Origin of the sequence: Enterobacter sp. MGH 33 (assembly GCF_000534535.1) — a bacterium.
Lineage (GTDB): Bacteria > Pseudomonadota > Gammaproteobacteria > Enterobacterales > Enterobacteriaceae > Enterobacter > Enterobacter hormaechei_C.
In genome coordinates this window covers 684,986-708,424 of record NZ_KI973212.1, presented here as the reverse complement: position 1 = coordinate 708,424, position 23,439 = coordinate 684,986, and the positions used below count along the sequence as shown (strand labels likewise).

Here is a 23,439-nt window from a genome sequence, read left to right as displayed (position 1 = left end):
CGATCCTGTGCTGATGAATGATTCATAATGTTGAGAGCTGGATTACGGTTTCACGATATTTTCATTCGAAATCTACGTCCCAGATAACACTTCGGGAACATTCCCCCAAAACTAAATTCGCAGACAACTACACTATGGCTATCAGGAAAAGAGACAGGTTTATGCGCAGGCTTACGGCTTTATTGCTGGTCTCACTGCTCAGCGGATGTTCCATATTGCAGGGTACGCCAGAACCGGCGCCGCCGGTTACCGATCATCCTCAGGAAATTCGTCGTAATCAGACGGAAGGATTACAACGCCTGGGTACCGTATCCGCGATGGTTCGTGGTTCCCCGGATGATGCAGAAGACGCAATTGAAGCACAGGCCGTTGCCGCAAAAGCAGATTATTACGTCATCACGATGATTGATGAAACCATTATTACGGGACAGTGGTACGCCCAGGGAATTTTGTACCGTAAGTAAGCATCATCATTTGAACGACTTTTACACTGCTTTGCGTCCGTAGACATTTTCCTGTCCACAATAAACTCCATGCCAGCAACAATGGAAATGAGTTTATTCGCGAAGGATTGCCCGGCGGATACCGGAGACACGTGAAAAGGAGCTGACGATGAAACGAACCCTTGCTTTAACGACGCTATTGCTTTCAGCGGGCCTGCTGAGCACCACGGCGCAGTCGGCCGAATTTGCCAGCGCGGATTGCGTCACGGGCCTGAACGAGATTGGTCAGATCTCCGTCAATAATATCACGGGAAGTCCGCAAGACGTTGAACGTGTCGTCGCCCTGAAGGCCGATGAACAGGGCGCATCCTGGTATCGCATCGTCCAGATGCAGGAAGATAACCATGTTAATCACTGGCGCGTGCAGGCCATTCTTTATGCATAATCCCTTCCGATAAAAGCCACTTAATTTTAGTGGCTTTTCACTTTTGCAAATTTTTTATCCCTCCCGAAACTTAATAAAAACAAATAGGTAACATTCAGTTACATTAAACAGATAAACGTTCTCTTCGCTCTGCCGTTGAACAGCCATCACTTTTCAATAATGAGCAATTTATGATCACCTTTTTCCGCCGGGCAGGTCTGGGCACGAAGCTATCGCTGCTAACAGGTGCAAGTGTCGCCACGCTTTTTTTGCTGTTCACTTTTCTGTTGAGCCACAACGCCAGCCAGCAGCTTGAAGATCTTGCGGTTGAAGACCTGCATAACCAGTCCACCGGCATGGTGGATATGGTAGAGATGTTCAACACCAGCCTGAGCGAAGAGGTTGAAAGCTATACCCGTCTGTTCACCACCTTTTTGCCACAGCCGCTGAACAGCGACAGCAGCCAGAGCCGGACCATAAACGGGCTTACCGTTCCTCTGCTGAAAGGCGGCGAAACGGAGTTGCATGAAAACAATACGCTTTCTGATGACTTCCTGAGCCGAACGGGCGCCATCTCGACGCTGTTTGTCCGCAGCGGTAACGATTTTATCCGCGTGGCCACGTCGCTGCGCAAAGAGAATGGCGACCGCGCCATCGGAACCGTTCTTGATACCACCAGCCCGGCATTTGCGGCTGTCACCAAAGGGGAGGTCTATCGTGGCCTCGCGCTTCTGTTCGGCAAGCGCTATATCACGCAGTACCAGCCTGTTAAAAATGCGGAAGGCCAGGTTATCGGGATTATCTTTGTCGGCGTGGACATCACCCATTCGTGGAACGTCATGCGCGAGAAAATCCTTAACCGTCGTCTGGGCGAGAGCGGCCACTTCTTTGTACTGGATCGCATCAGCGGCAAAACGCGCGGACAGTATCTGTTCCATGCCAGCGAAGAGGGCAAACTGCCCAACTGGGACACGGCGACACAGCAGCAGCTTCTGAGTGATAAAGCCGGCACGCTGGAGCGCGTGAGCGCAGATGGCCGTACGCTCAAAGTTGCCTACACGCCGCTGCCGGGCTGGAACTGGACCATCGTGGGTGAAGTGGATAAAGCCGTACTGCTTTCAAGCGTCACCACGCTGCGCGATCGCTTCCTGATGGCGGGCGTGGTGCTATCCGCGCTCTTCGCGGGCCTGTTCGTTATCCTCATTCGCCGGATGCTAACCCGCCCACTGCGCGCAGTGATCGCGCTTGCCCGGCAGTATGCCGCAGGCGATCTGCGCGCCAGCCTGCCGGTAACCCGCCAGGATGAGGTCGGCCAGCTGATTGATGCCATCAACGGGATCGGGGGCGGCCTGCAAAAAATTGTGTTGCAGGTCCGCGAGGCCGCAAGCGAAATCCATCTGGGGACTAACGCGCTGGCTTCAGACACCGGCGAGATCTCTGAACAGATCAACAAACAGGCCAGCAGCGTTGAGGAGACCTCCGCCAGCATGGAGCAATTAGCCGCCACCGTGCAGCAAAATGCCGCCAACATGGAGCAAACTCAGCAGCTGGTGGGGGAAACCTCACGCGCGGTGCATCAGGGTGGAGAGACGGTGACCCACGCAGTTTCCACCATGGATGATATTCGTGATGCATCGAAACGCATTGAAGACATTACCCGCGTGATTGAGTCCATCGCTTTCCAGACCAATATCCTGGCGCTCAATGCGGCGGTTGAGGCGGCGCGGGCGGGCGAGCACGGGAAAGGTTTCGCAGTGGTGGCGCAAGAGGTGCGCGCCCTGGCCGCACGCAGTGCCAACGCGGTAAAAGAGATTGAACAGCTGATTGGCGACACGCTGAACAAGGTGAGCGAAGGCCATGCGCTGTCTGAGCAGACGCGTCTGGCGATGGATGCCATCATTGTTCATATCGATAACATCAGCCAGCTTGTCACCGAAATCAACCACGCCTCCCGCGAGCAGTCTGCGGGGATTGGTCAGGTGAATCTGGCGATGACGCACATCGGTGAGGCATCGCACATCAATGCCGATCGCATCTCGCGCAGCGAGCAGACGGCACAGACGCTGCGCGAGAAGGGTTCACATCTCACCCGGCTGGTGAGCCTGTTCCAGCTGAAGGCTTAACCGACCCGGCCCGTGGCGCGCAGAAGCAGGTCGGTTTGCACCTGTTCGCTCATCAGCGTGCCGCCTCGGGTATCCAGCATCATGCGGCACCACGCCTGCGCCACGGGCGGCGATGCGTGCCGCAGCATCTGGCTTCCGGCCCCGAGTAAAAAGAGCTGCCGCGCGATCTCCCTGCCCTGCGCTTCCTGCGGTTTACGCAGCTTCTGCTGTAGCTGCCGCCAGCTGCGATCGAAGTGCCTGTCCTGACCTTTGACCTGCACGAAATCATCGGCGAGCAGGTCGAGAATGCCCGACTGCTTCGCCAGCACGCGCAGTACATCCAGGCACATAATATTGCCAGAGCCTTCCCAGATGCTGTTGACGGGCATTTCACGGTACAACCGCGGAAGTTCACTCTCTTCGCAATAGCCTGCACCGCCCAGCACCTCCATTGCCTCTGCCACAAACGGTATGCCCGCTTTGCAGACGCTGTATTTTGCCGCCGGAGTGAAAAGCCGCGCCCATGCGGCCTCCTGCGGGTCGGTGCGGTTGTCCCACGCCCGGGCGAGTCGGAACAGCAGTGCCGTGTGTCCCTCCAGCACCAGCGCCATACGGCTTAGCACGTCGCGCATTAACGGCTGGTCGATCAGATTTTTGCCGAAGGTCTGCCGCTGATGGGCATGATAAAGCGCCACCGAGAGCGCACGGCGCATCAATCCGTGGCTGCCAAGCGCACAGTCAAAGCGCGTCAGCCCGCCCATCTTCAGAATTTGCCGGACACCTTCACCCTCTTCGCCCAGCAGCCAGCCGTAAGCATCAAGGAACTCAGCCTCACTGCTGGCATTTGAACGGTTACCGAGCTTGTCCTTCAGACGCTCAAGGCGCACGGCATTACGTTGCCCGTCGGGTAAAAAACGCGGAACAAAAAAGCAGGAAAGCCCGCCCTTCGCCTGCGCCAGCACCAGATGCGCATCGCTCTGCGGCACGGAGAAAAACCATTTGTGCCCCACCAGCCGGTAACTGCCATCACTGCATTTCTCTGCTTTGGTGGTATTACTGAGTACGTCCGAACCGCCCTGCTTTTCCGTCATCCCCATGCCGATCAGCAGGCCGCGCTTTTGCGCCCCCGGCGCGAGATGGGGATCGTAGCGATCGCTCATCAGCGGCGTTAACCAGTTGTCAAACGGTTTGGGCAGCGACTGTAGCAACAGCGGCGTGGCGGCGAAGGTCATGGTCACCGGGCATAGCGTTCCCGCCTCCACCTGAGCATGCAGCACAAAACGCGCGGCCCGGGCGACGAACGATCCTTTCCGCGCCTCCTCCTCCCACGCCAGGTTGTGCACCCGGTTGGCGCAAAGCCCCTGCATCAGAAGATGCCATGCCGGATGAAAGCGGACGTCATCCAGCCTCGCTCCCGTGGCGTCATAACGCAGCAGCTCCGGCGGATTAACGTTCGCCAGCCTGCCCAGCTCCAGCGACTCCGCCGTACCCAACTGCTGTCCGATGCTGGCAAGAAGATCCACATCCCACTCAGCCCCTTCGCGCGCTACCGCATCGCGCAGGGCGCAATCAGAGAGAAAAAAGTTGCTGTTCGATAGCGGTGCAGGTTGATTAAAAACGGTATGTGTCTGCCAGTGCATGCTGTCTCCCTCCTTTCATTGGCAATAAAGGTAAGTATGGACAGAGGGCATGCACGCTGCATGGGAGGGGGGTCACACGATGACGATCGTGTTGATATCATTCGTGAAATAGCTCACAGAACATAAGAATAAACTATTTCATTACTTCACCAATGCTGAATAATTTATTCTTACCCCGTTTATGTGAGGATCGTTATGCAACAGGATGCGCACAAGCGTGCATTAATTGCAGGCTCCATCGGTAATTTCATCGAGTGGTATGAATTTGCGGTCTACGGTTTTCTGGCAACGGTGATTGCCAGAAACTTCTTCCAGCTTGAGGGGGAAGCGGAGCTCACCAGCCTGATCCTCACCTGGGCCTCGTTCGCCATCGCTTTCTTCTTCCGTCCGCTGGGTGCGGTGGTCTTTGGCCGCATTGGCGACAGGATTGGCCGCAAACCGACGCTGATTATAGTGCTGGTATTGATGACGCTCGCCACCGCTGCCATCGGTATTGTGCCGGTCTACGCCAGTATCGGGATTGCCGCGCCGCTGATCGTTACGCTCCTGCGTATTCTGCAAGGACTGTTCGCGGGCGGTGAGTATGGCGGTGCGGTCTCGTTGATGACGGAGTTCGCCCCGCGCGGCAAGCGCGGTCTTTACGGGGCATGGCAGTCCTTTACCGTGGCGCTCGGGCTGTTAGCGGGCGCAGGCATTGTCGCGTTGCTCTCCGCCCTACTCTCCCCTGAAGCCTTGCACGACTGGGGCTGGCGCATTCCGTTCTTCCTGGCGTTGCCGATGGGTGCGGTCGCGCTATGGCTGCGGGTGAGCATGGAAGAGACGCCGAGCTTTGTGCAGCAACGGGAAAAACCGGTTGTTACTCAGGCCAGCACCGCCGCCACGTTCAAAACCATCCTGATGGGCATTGGCCGCGTGATGGTCTGGTCTGCGGCGGGTTATACCTATCTGGTGATTATGCCGACCTATCTGCAATCTGCGCTGCATACCGGTTTTAACCAGGCGCTACTGATTGCGGTGATTTCTAACATTGGGTTTGCGCTCACGATCATTCCGTCGGGCATGCTGAGCGACAGGATCGGGCGGCGCACGGTGATGATTATCGCCACCGTGCTCCTGCTGATCCTCGCCCTGCCGCTGCTGAAAATTTTGCAGGCGGAATCCAGTACGCTGGCAGTCAAAGCGATTGTGGTGCTGATTGCGGGAGGTCTGGTTGGGATGCTGGCAGGGCCGGGGCCGGCAATGCTGTCTGAGATGTTCCCGACGCGCGTGCGTTATACCGGGCTGGGGCTGGCCTATTCTCTGTCGAATGCGATCTTCTCGGGCTGTGCGGGGCTGATCATTACCGGGCTGATTAAAGAGACGGGCAATCTGGATATTCCGGCGTACTACGTGATGGCAACGGCGGTGGTGAGTATTTTCGCGCTGATGACGCTGAGAAAGGATGACCATTTACGGTCGTTAGAGGAGTGAGATTGTTGCCCGGTGGCGCTGCGCTTACCGGGCCTACGGTACCATGCTTTTGTAGGCCGGGTAAGGCGAAGCCGCCACCCGGCACAACAGGCTACCCGCGCTGACGCACCGCTTCAAACAGGCAGATACCCGTCGCAACAGAAACGTTCAGGGACGATACGCTGCCCGCCATTGGGATGCTGATCAGCTCATCGCAGTGCTCGCGCGTCAGACGACGCATACCTTCGCCTTCCGCTCCCATCACCAGCGCCATACGGCCGGTCATTTTGCTCTGGTACAGGGTGTGATCCGCTTCACCGGCTGTTCCTACGATCCAGATATTTTCTTCCTGCAACAGACGCATGGTGCGCGCCAGGTTAGTCACGCGGATTAACGGGACGTTTTCCGCCGCGCCGCAGGCGACTTTTTTAGCGGTAGCGTTAAGCTGCGCGGAGCGATCTTTTGGCACAATCACCGCATGCACGCCTGCTGCATCGGCGCTACGCAGGCACGCGCCCAGGTTATGTGGGTCGGTTACGCCATCGAGGATCAGGAAGAACGGGTTCTCCAGCCCGGCGATCAGATCCGGCAGATCGTTCTCCTGATACTGACGGCCTGGCTTCACGCGCGCGATAATGCCCTGGTGTACAGCACCTTCGCTTTTTTCATCCAGATACTGGCGGTTCGCCAGCTGGATCACTACGCCCTGCGCTTCCAGCGCGTGGATCAGCGGCATCAGACGTTTGTCTTCACGCCCTTTCAGAATAAAAACTTCCTGAAAACGCTCCGGCGCGCGCTCCAGCAGGGCCTGCACCGCGTGGATGCCGTAAATCATTTCACTCATTGATGGTTCTCGTAATAAATATTTTCCCTCTCCCGTTGGGGAGAGGGTCAGGGTGAGGGGAAATTACTCCGCCTGCTGTTTCTTCGCCGCGCGCTTCGCTTTGGTCGCGGCCGCTATTTTTTGGGTCTTGGTCGACGGTTTTTTCGCTTTACGAGCGTCTTTTTTCGCCGCCTTGGGCTTCTGTTTCTTCTCGCCACGGAAAGCACTGTCTGGCTCAAAGTTTACTCTTTTACCTGCCTGACGTCGCTTACCGCCCGCTTTACCGTTACCGCCTTTTTTCGCTTTCTCACGCTCGGTTTTGCCGACGTTACGCGGAGCACGCTCGCTGGAGATGAGGCTGAAGTCGATTTTACGGTCGTCCATATTCACGGCTTCAACCTTCACTTCCACCCGATCGCCCAGACGGTAGGTCTGGCCGCCGGATTCGCCGATCAGACGTTGTCCGACCTGGTCGAAGCGGTAGTAATCGTTATCGAGGCTGGAAACGTGCACCAGACCGTCGATAAACAGCTCATCCAGACGCACGAAGAAGCCAAAGCCGGTGACGCTGGCAATCACGCCTTTAAAGACGTTACCCACCTGATCCAGCATAAAGTCACACTTCAGCCAGTCCGCCACGTCGCGCGTCGCTTCATCCGCACGACGCTCGGTCATGGAACAATGCTGGCCCAGTTGCAGCATCTCTTCCATGGAGTAGTGATACCCTCCGGTTTCGGTCGTGTTGCCTTTATGACCCTGCTCGTGCGCCAGCAGATACTTGATCGCACGGTGCAGGGACAGATCCGGATAACGGCGGATCGGCGAGGTAAAGTGCGCGTACGACTGTAACGCCAGACCAAAGTGGCCCCGGTTTTCAGGATCGTAAATCGCCTGCTTCATGGAGCGCAGCAGCATGGTTTGCAGCATTTCCGCGTCAGGACGATCGCTGATGGATTCCAGCAGCTCGGCGTAATCGCGTGGCTCAGGCTTATTACCGCCAGGCAGCTCCAGGCCGAGTTCAGCCAGCACGGAGCGGAACGAGGTTACGGCCTCCGTGGTTGGCTTGTCGTGAATACGGAACAGCGCAGGCTCTTTGGCTTTCTCAACGAAACGTGCCGCCGAGATGTTCGCCAGGATCATACACTCTTCAATCAGCTTGTGCGCATCGTTACGCTGAGTCTGTTCGATACGCTCGATACGACGCTCAGCGTTAAAGATAAACTTCGCCTCTTCACTCTCAAACGAGATCCCACCGCGCTCTTCGCGCGCCTGATCCAGCGTTTTGTAGAGGTTGTGCAGCTCTTCGATGTGTTTGACCAGCGGCGCGTACTGTTCGCGAAGATCCTGATCGCCCTGCAACATATGCCAGACCTTGGTATAGGTCAGGCGCGCATGAGAACTCATCACCGCTTCGTAGAACTTATAGCCCGTCAGACGTCCCTTGCTGGAGATGGTCATTTCGCAGACCATACACAGGCGGTCCACCTGCGGGTTGAGGGAACACAGGCCGTTGGAGAGCACTTCTGGCAGCATCGGTACAACCTGCGACGGGAAGTAGACCGACGTACCGCGGCTGCGCGCTTCGTTATCCAGCGGCGTGTGTGGACGCACGTAATAGCTCACATCCGCGATGGCCACCCACAGACGCCAGCCGCCACCGCGTTTTTTCTCGCAATATACGGCATCATCGAAGTCACGGGCGTCTTCACCATCAATGGTGACCAGCGGCAGATCGCGCAGATCCACGCGGCCTGCTTTGGACTCTTCCGGCACTTCTTCACGCAGGTTTTCAATCTGATCTTCAACCGCTTTCGGCCAGACATACGGAATTTCATGGGTACGCAGCGCCATATCGACGGCCATGCCGGTGCCCATGTTATCGCCCAGCACTTCGACGATTTTACCCACCGCTTTGGTGCGACGGGTTGGGCGCTGGGTGAGTTCCACCACCACCACAAAGCCCATGCGTGCGCCCATCACCTCTTCAGGCGGGATGAGAATGTCGAAGCTCAGACGGCTGTCGTCCGGCACCACAAAGCCTACGCCCGCATCGGTAAAGTAACGGCCAACGATCTGGCTGGTTTTCGGCACCAGCACGCGGACCACGCGCGCTTCGCGGCGGCCTTTACGGTCTGCACCCAGCGGCTGCGCCAGGATCTGGTCGCCGTGAATACACATCTTCATCTGTTCGGATGAGAGGTACAGGTCGTCTTTACGCCCTTCCACGCGCAGGAAGCCGAAGCCATCGCGGTGACCAATAACGGTGCCTTTCAGCAGGTCGAGGCGTTCTGGCAGCGCGTAGCACTGGCGACGAGTAAAGACAAGTTGCCCGTCACGTTCCATGGCGCGCAGGCGGCGGCGAAGGGCTTCAATTTGCTCTTCACCTTCTATGTTTAATTCAACGGCAAGTTCTTCACGATTGGCGGGTTTTTCGCGTTTTGTTAAGTGTTCAATGATGAACTCGCGGCTGGGGATAGGATTCGCGTATTTTTCGGCTTCGCGTTCCTGGAAAGGATCTTGTGACATGTCGGTTCCTCCGTTGTCAGCTCCGGTGGAAATTTTCTTCATTCCACCAGCAATAATTTATAAAGCGGTTGATTCTCTTCAACCAAATCGGCCAGCGTGTAGTTATCCAGTTCCTTGAGAAAACTTTGCACGGCCTTTGAAAGCGCCTGTTTCAGGCGGCAAGCGGGCGTAATGTGGCAGAACGCGCTGCTACAGTTCACCAGAGAGAGCGGCTCCAGTTCACGTACCACATCGCCAATACGGATACTCTGCGCCGGTTTACCGAGACGGATCCCTCCATTCTTCCCGCGGACGGCAGCAACGTATCCGGCACGACTAAGTTGATTGATTATTTTGACCATATGATTACGGGACACACCGTACACCTCTGTGACTTCAGAGATGCTGGTCATCTTCCCATCGGGTAACGACGCCATGTAAATCAGCGCGCGTAAGCCGTAATCGGTGAAACTTGTTAACTGCACATCAACCTCAGGAAAAAGGGAAAACGCGGTCAAACCGCAGAGATATTCATTAATGATGATAAACCAGCCAGATAGTTAGCGGCTAATTTATTTGACAGACGGGGCGAAAAAGCGGAGATCCAGGAGCGGTCGCCGGATGGCGCTGCGCTTATCCGGCCTACGGGTTTCCCCGCAGGCCAGCAGTCACGAAGATTATGCGTCGAACGGGTCGCGCAGGATCATCGTTTCAGTACGATCCGGGCCGGTAGAAATAATATCGATCGGCACTTCGGTCAGTTCTTCAATGCGCTTGATGTAGTCCAGCGCGGCTTTTGGCAGGTCACTACGCTCTTTCACACCAAATGTGGTCTCAGACCAGCCCGGCATGGTTTCGTAAATTGGCTCAATGCCTTCCCAGTCGTCAGCAGCCAGCGGAGTGGTGGTCACTTCGCGGCCATCAGGCATACGGTAGCCTACGCAGATTTTTACTTCTTTCAGGCCGTCCAGTACGTCCAGCTTGGTCAGGCAGAAGCCAGACAGGGAGTTGATCTGCACTGCGCGACGTACGGCAACGGCGTCCAGCCAGCCGGTACGACGACGACGACCGGTGGTCGCGCCAAACTCGTTACCCTGCTTGCAGAGGAACTCGCCGGTCTCATCAAACAGCTCGGTCGGGAATGGACCCGCACCCACGCGAGTGGAGTACGCTTTGATGATGCCCAGAACGTAATCGACATAACGCGGGCCCAGGCCGGAGCCAGTCGCCACGCCACCCGCGGTGGTGTTAGAGGACGTTACGTACGGATAGGTACCGTGGTCGATGTCCAGCAGCGTACCCTGCGCACCTTCAAACATGACGAAATCGCCACGCTTGCGCGCCTGGTCCAGCAGATCGGACACATCAACAACCATACCGGTCAGAATGTCAGCAATCGCCATGACGTCATCCAGCACTTTCTGGTAGTCAACGGCTTCGGCTTTGTAGAAGTTCACCAGCTGGAAGTTGTGATATTCCATCACTTCTTTCAGTTTTTCAGCGAAGGTCGCTTTGTCGAAGAGGTCGCCCACGCGCAGACCGCGACGAGCCACTTTATCTTCGTAAGCCGGGCCGATACCACGACCGGTGGTGCCGATCGCTTTCGCGCCACGCGCTTTTTCACGCGCCACGTCCAGCGCCACGTGATAATCCAGGATCAGCGGGCAGGCTTCGGAGAGCAGCAGACGCTCACGAACAGGGATACCACGGTCTTCCAGACCTTTCATCTCTTTCATCAGCGCTGCTGGAGACAGCACAACGCCGTTACCGATGATGCTGGTGACGTTTTCGCGAAGAATGCCTGATGGAATAAGATGGAGGACGGTTTTTTCACCGTTGATTACGAGAGTATGGCCTGCGTTGTGACCGCCCTGGTAGCGTACAACATATTTAGCCCGTTCAGTCAGAAGATCAACAATCTTCCCTTTACCTTCGTCACCCCATTGGGTGCCCAGTACGACGACGTTGTTACCCATTTTTTCAAAATCACCGTTTGCTTAAAAATGGATTCTACCATCGCTTTTTCAGATATACAGCACTTTTTGACCCTAAAATATGCCAATTGCGGTTAGTTTTTGATCAGCCAATCGTTTTCCTCAACATGTAGTAGATAACGATACCGGCAACCACAAGACCACCGCCAAAACGACGCAAAATATTGTCCGGGAGTTGGCTCATTGTCGCGATCATCCGGCGCCATGCGCGCGGATAAAGCATCGGGCCGAGGCCTTCCAGCACCAAAACCAGGGCCAGTGCGAGCCAGATCGTGGAATTCATTTTGGTTCCTTATAAAAGAAAACCACCGCTCCGTGAAGAGCGGTGGTTTGAATACTCAAACGAGCCTGAGTTTATCGCGTTGCGTTGGTCGGCGTCTTCATATAACGGAAGAAATCGCTGTCCGGGCTGAGCACCATCACATCCTGGTTGCTCTTGAAGCTATTCTCGTAAGCGCGAAGACTACGGATGAAGGCGTAGAAGTCTGGATCCTGGCTGAATGCATCAGCAAACAGTTTCGCCGCTTCGGCATCACCTTCACCGCGCAGGATACGACCCTGGCGCTCAGATTCCGCCAGCGTCTTGGTGACTTCATAGTCCGCTGCGGCGCGCAGTTTTTCCGCTTCTTCCTGACCCTGTGAACGGTGACGACGGGCTACCGCTTCACGCTCGGCGCGCATACGGTTGTAGATCGCCTCGGACACTTCCGCTGGCAGGTTGATCTGCTTGATGCGCACATCAACCACTTCGATGCCCAGCGCCGCCATGCTGTTCGGGTTGATCACCGGCACTTTACCGTTGGTTTCAGCCTGAACACGTTCAGCCGCTTTGGCAATCGCATCGTCTGCCGCCGGGGTTTCAACTTCATCCTCGGTGCCCGCAGAGCCGGAGTTCAGCGCATCACGCACTTCCAGCGTCAGACGGCCACGGGAGTCGGTCACGATGTCTTTCACATCCAGACGACCAATTTCAGAACGCAGACGGTCAGAGAACTTACGTTTCAGCAGCACTTCTGCCTGAGAAACGTCGCCACCCCCGGTTGCCAGGAAGTAGCGGCTGAAATCGCTGATGCGCCATTTGATATAGGAATCAACGATCAGGTCTTTCTTCTCTTTGGTCACGAAACGATCGGCCTGGTTATCCATGGTCTGGATACGCGCATCGAGCGTTTTCACTGACTGAATGAACGGGATCTTAAAGTGCAGACCCGGCTCATAAATCACCGGACGCTTGTCGCCATCACGCACGACGCTGCTGAACTGGAACTTGATCCCACGCTCGCCCTCTTTCACCACAAAGATGGAGGTGTAGAGCACGACCAGTACGATGATGATGATCGCAATAACTGACTTACGCATCCTTATTCCCCCTGACGCTGGTAGTCGTTACGCTGCGCGTTAGCACGGCGTTGGTCCATAATGTCACCATCGTTCGAAGAAGGCGTTGTGTTCGCGCTGGCGCTGCCAGACGAGGCCGGTGGCAGACGCAGCAGGTTGTTCGCACCGCTGTTGTCTTTTGCTGCCGGTGCAGAACCGCCTTTCAGCATCTGATCCAGCGGCAGGACCATCAGGTTTCCGCCTTTGTTGTCGTTAACCAGCACTTTACGCGTATGGCTCAGCACTTTTTCCATGGTCTCGATATAGAGACGCTCACGGGTAATTTCCGGCGCGGCTTTATATTCCGGCAGGATCTTCGCGAAGCGAGCCACTTCACCCTGTGCTTCCAGGATGGTCTGGGTCTTATACGCACGCGCTTCTTCCAGAATACGCTGCGCCTGACCGTTTGCACGCGGCTGAACTTCGTTGGTGTACGCTTCCGCTTCACGGATGTACTGCTGTTCGTTTTCACGCGCGGCAATCGCATCGTCAAACGCCGCTTTCACCTCTTCCGGCGGACGTGCAGCCTGGAAGTTGACGTCCAGCAGGGTGATACCCATGTTGTACGGACGGATGGTCTCTTCCAGCTCACGCTGGGTATCGCTACGAATAACGGTACGACCTTCGGTCAGGATACGGTCCATGGTGTATTTGCCGATCACGCCACGCAGGGCGCTGTCGGTTGCCTGACGCAGGCTGTCATCGGCGCTGGTCACGCTAAACAGATAACGTTCCGGATCGGTCACGCGGTACTGTACGTTCATCTCAACGCGCACCACGTTCTCGTCAGAGGTCAACATCACGCCAGAGGCGGCCAGTTCACGGACGGACTCCACGTTAACCGCGGTCACGTCATCAATGAAGGTTGGCTTCCAGTTCAGGCCCGGTTCAACCAGATGGCTGAACTTACCGAAACGGGTGACCACGCCGCGTTCTGCTTCTTTAATGGTGTAGAACCCGCTGGCTGCCCAGATGATTACCACCGCAGCGGCGACAATGCCCACCACGCGGCCACCCATTGGCGGGCGCGGACTCTGAGTGGAATTGCCACCCGAGCCAGAACCTTTTCCTCCGCCAAGGCCACCAAGCTTTTTGCTCAGTTTGCGGAAGATATCATCCAGATCCGGCGGCCCCTGCTCGCGACCACCTTTGTTGCCATTTCCCCCAGAGTTGCCGCCTTGATTATTGCTGCTTCCCCACGGGTCGCGGTCTTGTCCGTTATTACCGGGCTGATTCCACGCCATGTATATGCTCCATATTTGTTATGCAAGGGCGAATTTTTCAGGCTTCCCCTTTCTGATCAGACGATATAGTCCGCCAGCGCAGGTTCTTGTTTACAGAGGCGACGCCAGTCAACGATCGGCATACGCACCTGCATCCCCACGCTGCCGTCATCCTCCATCCACTCTTTTTCTATCGCCTGAAGCTGATAAAACCGGCTGCGCAGCCTGCCTTCCTGTGGCGGCAGTCGCAGCGTGTGCTGAGCTACCTCACCGGAAAGACGTTCTGTCAAAGCCTGGAAAAGCAGTGGCACACCAATCCCGGCCTGAGCAGACAGCCAGACCCGAATCGGTTTGTTCTCTTCGTCTCGGTCGATACGCGGTTCGAAATCGTCCAGCATATCGATCTTGTTCATCACCAACAGGGTGGGAATTTCGTGGGCGTCGATCTCTTCGAGCACCACGTTCACCGCGTCGATGTTCTCCTGCACGCGTACGTCTGCCGCATCAATCACATGCAGCAGCAGGGTCGCCTGACGCGTCTCCTGCAACGTCGCTTTAAACGCCGCGACCAGATCGTGCGGCAGATGGCGGATAAACCCTACGGTATCCGCCAGCACCGTTTCACCCACGTCTGCGACGTCAATACGGCGCAGGGTTGGGTCCAGGGTCGCAAACAGCTGGTCTGCGGCATACACCTGGGCCTCGGTTATCTGGTTAAACAGGGTGGATTTACCGGCGTTGGTATAACCCACCAGCGACACCGTTGGGATATCGGCTTTCGTTCGCGCCCGACGCCCCTGTTCGCGCTGTTTCTCTACACGTTCCAGACGTGAAAGGATCTGAGTTATACGCCCACGCAGCAAACGGCGGTCGGTTTCGAGCTGGGTTTCACCCGGGCCGCGCAAACCAATCCCGCCTTTTTGTCTTTCAAGGTGTGTCCAGCCACGCACCAGACGCGTCGCCAGATGGCGCAACTGCGCCAGCTCAACCTGCAACTTACCCTCGTGGGTACGCGCACGCTGAGCAAAAATATCTAAGATCAACCCCGTGCGATCGATTACACGGCATTCGCAGAGAGCTTCCAGGTTACGTTCCTGAGCCGGAGACAGCGCATGATCAAACAGCACAACGGATGCGCCGGTTGCTTTTACGGCATCCGCAATTTCAACTGCTTTACCTTCACCAACAAAGTACTTCGGGTGCGGCGCTTTACGGCTACCGGTAATCACCTGCATTGCTTCGACACCGGCGGAAGAGACCAGAGATTCAAACTCCTGGAGGTCTTCCATATCTTTGTCTTGCGAAAAATAGATGTGTACCAGCACCGCCTGCTCACCGGCGTCATAACGGTCAAACAAGCGTAAACCTCTCTAAAAAGATCAGCGGGGAACGCAGGATCCCTGGCTCCCCGTGTGGATAACAGCCCAAAACCTTATTCGGTTTCTTCGCTGTCCTGCGCTGGTGTTGAAGAACCCTGCGCGTTGCTGCCGTGATGGTAGTTACTGCCAGTGCCGCCGCCAGCGTTATTGCTGTGATGAGATACCGGACGGGACGGAACAACAGTAGAAATCGCGTGCTTATAGACCATCTGGCTGACCGTGTTTTTCAACAGGATCACGAACTGATCGAAAGACTCAATCTGACCTTGCAGCTTAATACCATTCACCAAATAAATAGAAACTGGAACACGCTCCCGACGCAATGCGTTCAGGAACGGATCTTGTAAAGATTGCCCCTTAGCCATTCTATCTTTTCCTTATATGCTTGTTTTGTACTTAGAACCTTGCGATTCTGAAAAATTGCGCACGATACGGCTTAATTGTACACATTCAGTCAGCGATATCACCAATAACCTCAATCACTTCGTTTAACGCCTGTTGTGGTTTTTCACTGTCTAACCAGTGAACACCCTCCCAACCGCGTAACCAGGTGATCTGGCGCTTCGCTAACTGTCTCGTGGCGCAAACACCTCGATAAACCATTTCATCGTATGAAATCTCACCTTCAAGATACGACCACATCTGGCGGTATCCCACACAACGAATGGAAGGCATGTCCGTATGCAAATCTCCACGGGCAAAAAGCGCCCGCACTTCTGCTTCAAAATCTGAAGCCAACATCTGATGAAAACGCTGCTCAATTCGTTGATGGAGCAGTTCACGGCTCGCCGGGGCGATGGCGAACTGATGCACCTGATACGGCAGAGCGTCTCCTGACGTTTGCGTCAGTTCCGTTAAAGTTTTACCCGAAATGAAAAAAACTTCCAGTGCCCGGGAAAGCCTTTGCGGATCGTTTGGGTGGATCCGCGCTGCGGCAACCGGGTCAATCTCTTCCAGTTGCCTGTGCAAAGCGTCCCACCCCTGCTCTGCCGCCTGCCGCTCAATCTTCGCTCTCACTTCCGGATCGGCCGATGGCAGAGGCGATAACCCCTCCAGCAGCGCCTTAAAGTAGAGCATCGTGCCGCCAACTAACAGCGGTATGCGTCCCGCGGCGGTAATCTCGGCCATCTCGGCTAAGGCGTCGCGGCGAAAATCTGCCGCGGAGTAAGCCTGTGCCGGGTCGAGAATATCCAGTAAACGGTGCGGTGCCGCACGCAGTTCGTCTGCGTTGGGCTTCGCCGTGCCGATGTCCATCCCTCGGTAAATGAGGGCTGAATCAACGCTAATCAACTCTACTGGCAAAACTTTACGTAACTCAATGGCTAACGCCGTTTTGCCGGAGGCCGTTGGCCCCATTAAAAAAATCGCCTTTGGCAGGCTCGCCTTACTTACTTCAGTCATGTTTCAGGGCGGTCATCGCCGTTTGTAAATCAACAGGTTGTAACAAACCACCTGGAGGCGCTTTCACCAGCTGTGGACAGAGGCGCTCCACCTCCGCCAGAACGGTAATCGCCTGCGCCATACTCCACGGTGCATGCTCGCTGGCCAGATGGCGGGCGATCCACTGCGCGGTATCGGCGGCATCAAACGTCGTTTGCTGCGCCAGGTAGCCTATCAGTTCAGGAATCAAGTTTTGTAAATTTTGTTGGCGTAAGGGTAAAGGCACTGCGCGAATTGTCACATGCTGCGCGTCCAGTACGATTTCAATCCCCATTTCGGCCAGTTGCGTCTGCACGCGCCGCAAAACCCCTGTTTCTTCAGGGGATATTTTCAGGCGAACGGGGATCAACAGCGGCTGCGCGCAGGCGGCATTCACCCCCGGAGTTAACTGCGCCTGTTTGAGCCAGCGCTCCGCCACGGAAAGCGCCAGCAACAGGAGTTTACCTTCGCGTTCAAGCAATGCCATGTCGGGGGCAATAATGGTCAATACCCGACCAAAACTCTGGCTATGCCCATCCAGAGAAGGGGTTGAAACCGTGATGTGCTCTTTATGCTCCACCGCCGGCGTATCCAGCAGTTTGCGGTACAGCGCCCCCTGCTGTTTGTGATAGCCCGGCTGAGCGTTGGGATAGTTGGCGCCGGTTGGTCGCGGCGCGTTGCCCGCCGGGGATAAACATGGAGCAGCCGGCTCGCGCGCGACCGCCGGTTCGGCAAAATGGTTACGCCCGGCCGCCACGCGGTTTTCCGGCAGTGGGCGCGGCGCGGGCTCTTCTTTTGCCAGCGGCAACTCTGGCTCTGCCTGCTGCTGCAATACAGCGGCAACGCCCTGGTAGATGAAATCATGCACCAGGCGCGACTGGTGGAAACGCACCTCGTGCTTGGCGGGGTGCACGTTAACGTCAACCTGGTGCGGGTCGATCTCCAGATAAAGCACAAAGGCGGGCTGTTGATCGGCGCCGAGCTTATCTTCGCAGGCCTGTCGAATAGCGTGGTTAATCAGGCGGTCGCGCATCATGCGGCCGTTGACGTAGCAATACTGAATTTCTGCGAACGCGGCGCTGCTGGCGTTCGGATCGGCAACCCAGCCGCGCAGGGCCAGATCGCCATGCTGCCACTCAATGGCCAGCGCTTTTTCCAGAAACGGTGTGCCGCAGATGGCGCCCAACCGACGCTCCTTTTGTCCACCCTCCGCCACTGCGCGGTACTGGCGCATCACCTTACCGTTATGGCTGAGGTTGAGGGTGACATCAAAGCGCGCCAGCGCGATGCGGCGGATGATCTCGTCGATATGTCCGAATTCGGTCTTCTCGGTTCGCATAAACTTGCGCCGGGCGGGCGTGTTATAGAAGAGATCCAGCACTTCAAGCGTGGTGCCTACCGGGTGCGCCGCAGGTTTAACCGTGACGTCCATATCACGCCCTTCGGCGTAGGCCTGCCAGGCTTCCTGCTGGTCGGCCGTGCGGGAGGTCAACGTTAAGCGGGAAACGGAGCTGATACTGGCCAGCGCTTCGCCGCGAAAACCCAGGCTGATAATCGCTTCCAGATCGTCAAGTGAGGCAATTTTACTGGTGGCATGACGCGCCAGCGCCAGCGCCAGCTCGTCCTTTTTGATGCCACAGCCGTTATCACGAATGCGGATAAGCTTTGCGCCCCCGCGTTCGATATCAATATCAATGCGGGTCGCCCCTGCATCGAGGCTGTTTTCCACCAGTTCCTTCACCACCGACGCAGGGCGTTCCACCACCTCACCGGCGGCGATTTGGTTCGCGAGCTGCGGCGGTAGAACCTGAATCGGCATGAACTCTCCTTAATTAGTCGCGGTCATCTCACCCGGCAGCGCGGCGCTTGCCGTCTGGGCGGCCCCGCCCTGCGGCGCAGACTGAAGCGGATGCGCGTCAAAGTATTTACGCAGGCCGTTATAAATCGCTTCGGCAATTTGCTGCTGATAGCTGTCGCTGCCCAACAGGCGCTCTTCGCCGTTGTTACTGATAAAGCCCGTCTCTACCAGAATCGACGGAATATCCGGCGAACGCAGGACACCGAGGCTTGCATGCTCCGGACGACGCTTATGCAGCGATCCAATGCTTTGCAGCTGGCTCAGTACGTTAGTGGCGACATCATACCCGACGCGCTGAGAATGACCGAACTGTAAATCCAGCACCGCCTGGCTGAGATACGGATCGGCCTGGCTGTTTGCCAGCACATCGCCTGCCCCGCCTAACAGTTCAGACTGCTTCTCGTGCTCTTCAAGCCAGTTCGCCATTTCACTGTTGGCGCGACGGTTCGACAGCACCCATACCGACGCGCCGGTGGCGTTACGGTTCGGCGCAGCATCCGCGTGAATCGACACCAGGAAGTTGGCGTTTTGCTTACGCGCCACATCCGAGCGTCCCATCACTGAAATAAAGTAATCTCCGTCGCGGGTCATGACCCCTTTAAACATCGGATCGTCATTCAGAAGCGCACGCAGCTTACGGGCAATGGCGATAGTGACGTTTTTCTCCCGCGTGCCGCCCGGGCCAATCGCGCCAGGATCTTGCCCGCCGTGTCCGGCGTCGATGGCGATAATCACTTTGTCGCCACTGACCGGCGTACGCCGCGCGCTGACCGCCGGACGCGTCACCGTGTTGCTGCTGGTCACGGCGGTAAGTCGGTCATTTTGTGATTTAAACGGATTACGGGCTGGCTCAGACGGCCTTGGGGTATAAACCGGCGCCTCCACCCGTTTTGCTACAACAGGTGCAGGCGGTGGCGGCGGAACATCCGCATTAATGGTAAAGACCACCGTATAATTGGCGCCGTTTTGCTGCTTAACCGCCTTCGTTTTGCCCTTTTCGGTGAGATCGACCACCAGACGCAGAGACTGCGCATCCTTCGGCGTCCCCGAACGGATGCTTTTCACCAGATTGTTGCCGCTGAACTGGAGCGGCAGCCCCTGGATCACCCCGGTCTGTTTAATATCGAGCGCCACGCTGCGGCTGTCGATTTGTGAGAAAGCATATTCAGGATCGCCCATAAAGCTGAACGTAATGCGGGCCTGGCTATCGCCATTCGACACCTGAATATCCGAGAGGCTGGCCGCCCCGGCCTGCGCGCACAGCAGGACCGTGGCAGCCAGCACCCAACCTTTAACGCGATTAATCATCCCGTTATCCCTACGCTCAACCGGCTAAACGCGCCAGTAAGGAACAGCCTGATGAGGAAACCGCACTGATGCGCGCCTCACGCCCTTGTGCCTGGTAATCTAAGTGAATTTCGACATCCGGGTCAGGCAGCACACCCGCACCTTGTTGCGGCCACTCCACCAGGCAGATGGCGTCGTTGGCAAAGTAATCGCGGATCCCCATAAATTCCAGCTCCTCAGGATCCGCAAGACGATATAAATCAAAGTGGTACACCATGATATTTTCAAGCGTGTACGGTTCTACCAGCGTATAGGTCGGGCTTTTTACGTTCCCGTTATGGCCTAACGCCTGCAAAAAGCCACGGCTGAAGGTTGTTTTACCCGCGCCTAAATCACCATACAGATAAATGACGGTCGCCCCCTGACAGGCCTGCGCCACGCGCTTGCCGAGATCTAAAGTGGCTTGTTCATCAGGTAAAGGAATCGCTCGATTAGTCATTTTCTACGTCAATCACATCCGGGTTAACAACACGCCGCAGCGTGCAAAAAAGATCGGTGGCCAGCATACCGCGCGTTCCGTAACAAGCAGCCAGCCTGTCAGCCGCCGCACCGTGGGCCACGCAGCCGGCACAGGCTGCATCATAAAGGGGAAGTTTCTGTCCGAGCAATGCGCCAATGATGCCAGAGAGCACATCGCCCATGCCGCCGCTCGCCATGCCTGCATTACCGGCATCAACGATGCCCATCGCACCATCGCTGGCGATAACGGTCCCCGCCCCTTTCAAAACGGCAACACCTCCGTAACGTTTTACCAGACGTTGGGCTGAAAATAAGCGATCGCTTTCAATTTCTGCCACGCTACAGTTAAGCAGCCGTGCGGCTTCGCCGGGGTGCGGCGTCAGAATGCGATTGTGACGCTTATCCGGGTTTATTGCCAGAAGGTTAAGCGCGTCGGCATCCCAGAGCATCGGTTTACGAAAATTCTCGGCCTTTTGCAGGGCCTGTTTACCCCACTCCTGCTGACCCAGGCCCGGACCAATGACCACCACGTCCGCCCACTCAAGACCCTCTTCAATCGCCTGCGGGGTAAGCTCGTGGACCATCAGCTCCGGCCGCGCGGTAATAATGGGCGGGATGTTTTCGCTGCGGGTCAGCACGCGTATTAATCCGGCGCCGCTGCGCAACGCGGCCTCTCCGGTCATACGAATCGCACCTGCCGTGCCGCGATCGCCGCCGATAATCAGCAGTCGGCCATGGTCGCCCTTATGGGACGTGGGACGACGCGGCGGCAGCCACTGTGCAAGCAGGGAGGCATCAAAGCGGGTGATGTGGGTATCCTGTCCGGCCAGCCAGTTTTCCAGCCCCAGGGCGTTGTGGTGTAACGTGCCCACGACATCCCGCGCTTTCCCGGTCAGTAAACCCGGCTTCAGGGCGATAAAGGTCACGGTGCGCGCCGCCTCAATCGACACGCCCGGCGTCACGCCGGTTTGCGCCATCAGGCCGGAGGGAATATCCAGCGCTACCACCGGGGCGGGGTGCGCATTAGCGCGCGTAATCAGCGCGGCGACGTCATCGCGAGGCGCGCGCATCAGTCCCGTCCCCAGCAGACCATCAACAATCACGTCGACATCCTCGGGCCAGACGATATCAGGCGCATGAATAATGCCCCCCGCATTCAGCCAGGCCTCTCTCGCCATGCCCGCTTCTTCCGGTAACGGCTTGTCGCTCTCCAGCGCCAGCAGGGTGACGCGCAGCCCCGCCGCCACCGCAAGACGAGCCACCACATAACCATCGCCACCGTTATTGCCGTGTCCGCACAGGACTAGATAGTGCGAGGCATCCGGATAAGCCGTGCGCGCCACGTTAAACGCCGCCTCGCCCGCGCGCTGCATCAGTTCGTAAAGGGTAATGCCCAGGCTATCTGCGGCCTCTTTCTCGGCCCGACGGAGGTCATCCGCATGCCAGATGGAATGTGGTATACTTGCGGGGTTTTTCTTCACAGTATGGTCCGTCATGTCACAGCCCCTCGATCTCAATGAATTAGCGCAAAAAATAAAACAGTGGGGTGCTGAACTGGGCTTCCAGAAGGTCGGTATTACTGACACCGACCTCTCTGCCAGCGAGCCTAAGCTCCAGGCATGGCTGGATAAACAATACCACGGCGAGATGGAGTGGATGGCGCGTCACGGTATGATGCGTGCCCGCCCCCACGAGCTGTTGCCGGGTACGCTGCGCGTTATTAGCGTACGCATGAACTATCTGCCTGCTAACGCGGCCTTTGCGCGCACGCTAAAAAATCCTTCGCTGGGTTACGTCAGCCGATACGCTCTGGGACGTGACTACCATAAACTTCTGCGCAACCGTCTAAAAAAGCTCGGGGAAACCATTCAGCAGCACTGTGTTTCGCTGAATTTTAGACCCTTTGTCGATTCTGCGCCTATTCTTGAGCGCCCGATCGCCGAAAAAGCCGGGCTCGGCTGGACAGGTAAGCACTCACTTATCTTAAGCCGCGACGCGGGCTCATTCTTTTTCCTGGGTGAACTGCTGATTGATTTACCCCTGCCGGTAGACGGTCCGGTGGAAGAAGGCTGTGGTCGCTGTGTGGCCTGTATGACCATCTGCCCAACGGGCGCTATTGTCGAACCGTATACCGTTGATGCGCGCCGCTGTATCTCTTATCTCACTATCGAGCTGGAAGGCGCCATTCCAGAGGAATTTCGTCCGCTTATCGGCAACCGCATCTACGGCTGTGATGACTGTCAGCTGATTTGTCCGTGGAACCGTTATTCACAGTTGACGGACGAAGAAGACTTCAGTCCGCGCAAGGCGTTACATGCCCCGCAGTTGATCGAACTGTTCGCCTGGAGCGAAGCCTGGTTCCTGAAGGTGACGGAGGGTTCCGCCATACGTCGTATCGGCCACCTGCGCTGGCTGCGTAATGTGGCCGTTGCGCTGGGGAATGCCCCGTGGGATGAAGCAAATCTTCAGGCGCTCGAAAGCCGTAGAGGTGAGCACCCACTTCTTGATGAGCACATAGAATGGGCGATTGCGCAGCAAATTGAGAAGCGAAATGCCGGCGTGGTTGAAGTGCAGTTACCGAAGAAACAGCGCCTGGTCAGGGTGATTGAAAAAGGGCTGCCGCGGGATGTGTGATATATTCACAGGCTGTGAATAAAAATAAGAATTCAGGCGCCATCAGCTCTGGCAAACAGGTCAAGTGATCTCAATAACATTTTGAAATCAAATTTTCTTCATAAATTACAATGAATTACGAAGATATTATTCACCCTGCTAACATTTCGTACAGACTGGTTTTATCACGGTTTCTGTGGATAACTCTGTTCACAAGAGTATTTCAGACATAATAGAAAACGTCCCCAACGAAGCACTTCGCTGTGGATAATCTGGAGATGAAGAAGAATTTGGAGCGGGAAACGAGACTCGAACTCGCGACCCCGACCTTGGCAAGGTCGTGCTCTACCAACTGAGCTATTCCCGCTTGGGTGTTCTGGTGCT

General features: G+C 56.4%; 20 protein-coding genes and 1 tRNA gene. 5 read left to right on the top strand and 16 right to left on the bottom strand.

The window, feature by feature from the left end:
- Nucleotides 1-134 precede the first annotated feature (134 nt).
- From bsmA to L379_RS20490, 3 genes are all read left to right on the top strand, one after another.
- Nucleotides 135-464, top strand: coding sequence for a biofilm peroxide resistance protein BsmA (gene bsmA, locus L379_RS20480; protein WP_017383949.1), 330 nt, complete (start codon nt 135-137; stop codon nt 462-464).
- Nucleotides 465-612: 148 nt separating this feature from the next.
- Entirely contained in the window at nt 613-888 is a 276-nt protein-coding gene (gene yjfN / locus L379_RS20485; protein WP_017694671.1) for a DUF1471 family protease activator YjfN, read from the top strand.
- Nucleotides 889-1,058: 170 nt separating this feature from the next.
- Nucleotides 1,059-2,990 (top strand): methyl-accepting chemotaxis protein, encoded by a 1,932-nt coding sequence (locus tag L379_RS20490; RefSeq protein WP_032652291.1) that lies wholly within the window; start codon nt 1,059-1,061, stop codon nt 2,988-2,990.
- On the opposite strand, the gene L379_RS20495 is transcribed toward L379_RS20490, so the two are convergent.
- A complete protein-coding gene (locus L379_RS20495) occupies nt 2,987-4,609 on the bottom strand; it encodes an isovaleryl-CoA dehydrogenase (RefSeq protein ID WP_032652288.1) in 1,623 nt (540 codons plus the stop codon). The two genes, L379_RS20490 and L379_RS20495, sit on opposite strands and share 4 nt — an antisense overlap.
- 195 nt (nt 4,610-4,804) lie before the next feature.
- Between L379_RS20495 and L379_RS20500 the strand changes: the two genes are divergently transcribed.
- On the top strand, nt 4,805-6,079 hold the full coding sequence (locus L379_RS20500; protein WP_015572471.1) for an MFS transporter: 1,275 nt from the start codon (nt 4,805-4,807) through the stop codon (nt 6,077-6,079).
- 91 nt (nt 6,080-6,170) lie between these two features.
- Here L379_RS20500 and rlmB read toward each other — a convergent pair whose 3' ends face one another.
- The 14 genes from rlmB to nnr all read right to left on the bottom strand — a co-directional run bounded on the left by rlmB (nt 6,171) and on the right by nnr (nt 21,938).
- Nucleotides 6,171-6,902, bottom strand: a complete 732-nt coding sequence (gene rlmB / locus L379_RS20505; RefSeq protein WP_015572470.1) for a 23S rRNA (guanosine(2251)-2'-O)-methyltransferase RlmB — start codon at nt 6,900-6,902, stop codon at nt 6,171-6,173.
- A 63-nt stretch (nt 6,903-6,965) separates the two neighbouring features.
- The gene (gene rnr / locus L379_RS20510; RefSeq protein WP_032104769.1) at nt 6,966-9,407 is read right to left on the bottom strand and encodes a ribonuclease R; all 2,442 of its coding nucleotides are present in this window, start codon (nt 9,405-9,407) and stop codon (nt 6,966-6,968) included.
- Between the two features lie 38 nt (nt 9,408-9,445).
- Complete coding sequence (gene nsrR, locus L379_RS20515; RefSeq protein ID WP_003855998.1) at nt 9,446-9,871, bottom strand: nitric oxide-sensing transcriptional repressor NsrR; 426 nt, start codon at nt 9,869-9,871, stop codon at nt 9,446-9,448.
- A 192-nt stretch (nt 9,872-10,063) separates the two neighbouring features.
- On the bottom strand, nt 10,064-11,362 hold the full coding sequence (locus tag L379_RS20520) for an adenylosuccinate synthase (protein WP_032652286.1): 1,299 nt from the start codon (nt 11,360-11,362) through the stop codon (nt 10,064-10,066).
- A 103-nt stretch (nt 11,363-11,465) separates the two neighbouring features.
- Nucleotides 11,466-11,663 (bottom strand): DUF2065 domain-containing protein, encoded by a 198-nt coding sequence (locus tag L379_RS20525; RefSeq protein ID WP_003855996.1) that lies wholly within the window; start codon nt 11,661-11,663, stop codon nt 11,466-11,468.
- A 71-nt stretch (nt 11,664-11,734) separates the two neighbouring features.
- Nucleotides 11,735-12,739 (bottom strand): protease modulator HflC, encoded by a 1,005-nt coding sequence (gene hflC, locus L379_RS20530; RefSeq protein WP_003855994.1) that lies wholly within the window; start codon nt 12,737-12,739, stop codon nt 11,735-11,737.
- Nucleotides 12,740-12,741: 2 nt separating this feature from the next.
- On the bottom strand, nt 12,742-14,001 hold the full coding sequence (hflK, locus tag L379_RS20535) for an FtsH protease activity modulator HflK (protein WP_003855992.1): 1,260 nt from the start codon (nt 13,999-14,001) through the stop codon (nt 12,742-12,744).
- A gap of 56 nt (nt 14,002-14,057) precedes the next feature.
- Nucleotides 14,058-15,338 (bottom strand): ribosome rescue GTPase HflX, encoded by a 1,281-nt coding sequence (gene hflX / locus L379_RS20540; protein ID WP_003855991.1) that lies wholly within the window; start codon nt 15,336-15,338, stop codon nt 14,058-14,060.
- A 74-nt stretch (nt 15,339-15,412) separates the two neighbouring features.
- Nucleotides 15,413-15,724 carry an RNA chaperone Hfq gene (gene hfq / locus L379_RS20545; protein WP_003855990.1) on the bottom strand — a complete coding sequence of 104 codons (312 nt, stop codon included), beginning with the start codon at nt 15,722-15,724 and terminating at the stop codon, nt 15,413-15,415.
- 85 nt (nt 15,725-15,809) lie between these two features.
- Nucleotides 15,810-16,760 (bottom strand): tRNA (adenosine(37)-N6)-dimethylallyltransferase MiaA, encoded by a 951-nt coding sequence (gene miaA, locus L379_RS20550; protein ID WP_023302956.1) that lies wholly within the window; start codon nt 16,758-16,760, stop codon nt 15,810-15,812.
- Nucleotides 16,753-18,597, bottom strand: coding sequence for a DNA mismatch repair endonuclease MutL (gene mutL, locus L379_RS20555; RefSeq protein WP_032652284.1), 1,845 nt, complete (start codon nt 18,595-18,597; stop codon nt 16,753-16,755). The genes miaA and mutL overlap by 8 nt, the downstream gene beginning before the upstream one ends.
- Before the next feature lie 9 nt (nt 18,598-18,606).
- On the bottom strand, nt 18,607-19,944 hold the full coding sequence (gene amiB, locus L379_RS20560; RefSeq protein ID WP_015572465.1) for an N-acetylmuramoyl-L-alanine amidase AmiB: 1,338 nt from the start codon (nt 19,942-19,944) through the stop codon (nt 18,607-18,609).
- 16 nt (nt 19,945-19,960) lie between these two features.
- Nucleotides 19,961-20,422 (bottom strand): tRNA (adenosine(37)-N6)-threonylcarbamoyltransferase complex ATPase subunit type 1 TsaE, encoded by a 462-nt coding sequence (tsaE, locus tag L379_RS20565; RefSeq protein WP_003855970.1) that lies wholly within the window; start codon nt 20,420-20,422, stop codon nt 19,961-19,963.
- The gene (gene nnr / locus L379_RS20570) at nt 20,415-21,938 is read right to left on the bottom strand and encodes a bifunctional ADP-dependent NAD(P)H-hydrate dehydratase/NAD(P)H-hydrate epimerase (RefSeq protein WP_032652281.1); all 1,524 of its coding nucleotides are present in this window, start codon (nt 21,936-21,938) and stop codon (nt 20,415-20,417) included. The genes tsaE and nnr overlap by 8 nt, the downstream gene beginning before the upstream one ends.
- Here nnr and queG point away from each other — a divergent pair.
- Complete coding sequence (gene queG / locus L379_RS20575) at nt 21,937-23,076, top strand: tRNA epoxyqueuosine(34) reductase QueG (protein WP_015572463.1); 1,140 nt, start codon at nt 21,937-21,939, stop codon at nt 23,074-23,076. The two genes, nnr and queG, sit on opposite strands and share 2 nt — an antisense overlap.
- A gap of 270 nt (nt 23,077-23,346) precedes the next feature.
- On the opposite strand, the gene L379_RS20580 is transcribed toward queG, so the two are convergent.
- Nucleotides 23,347-23,422 (bottom strand) — tRNA-Gly (locus tag L379_RS20580).
- Nucleotides 23,423-23,439: the final 17 nt, after the last annotated feature.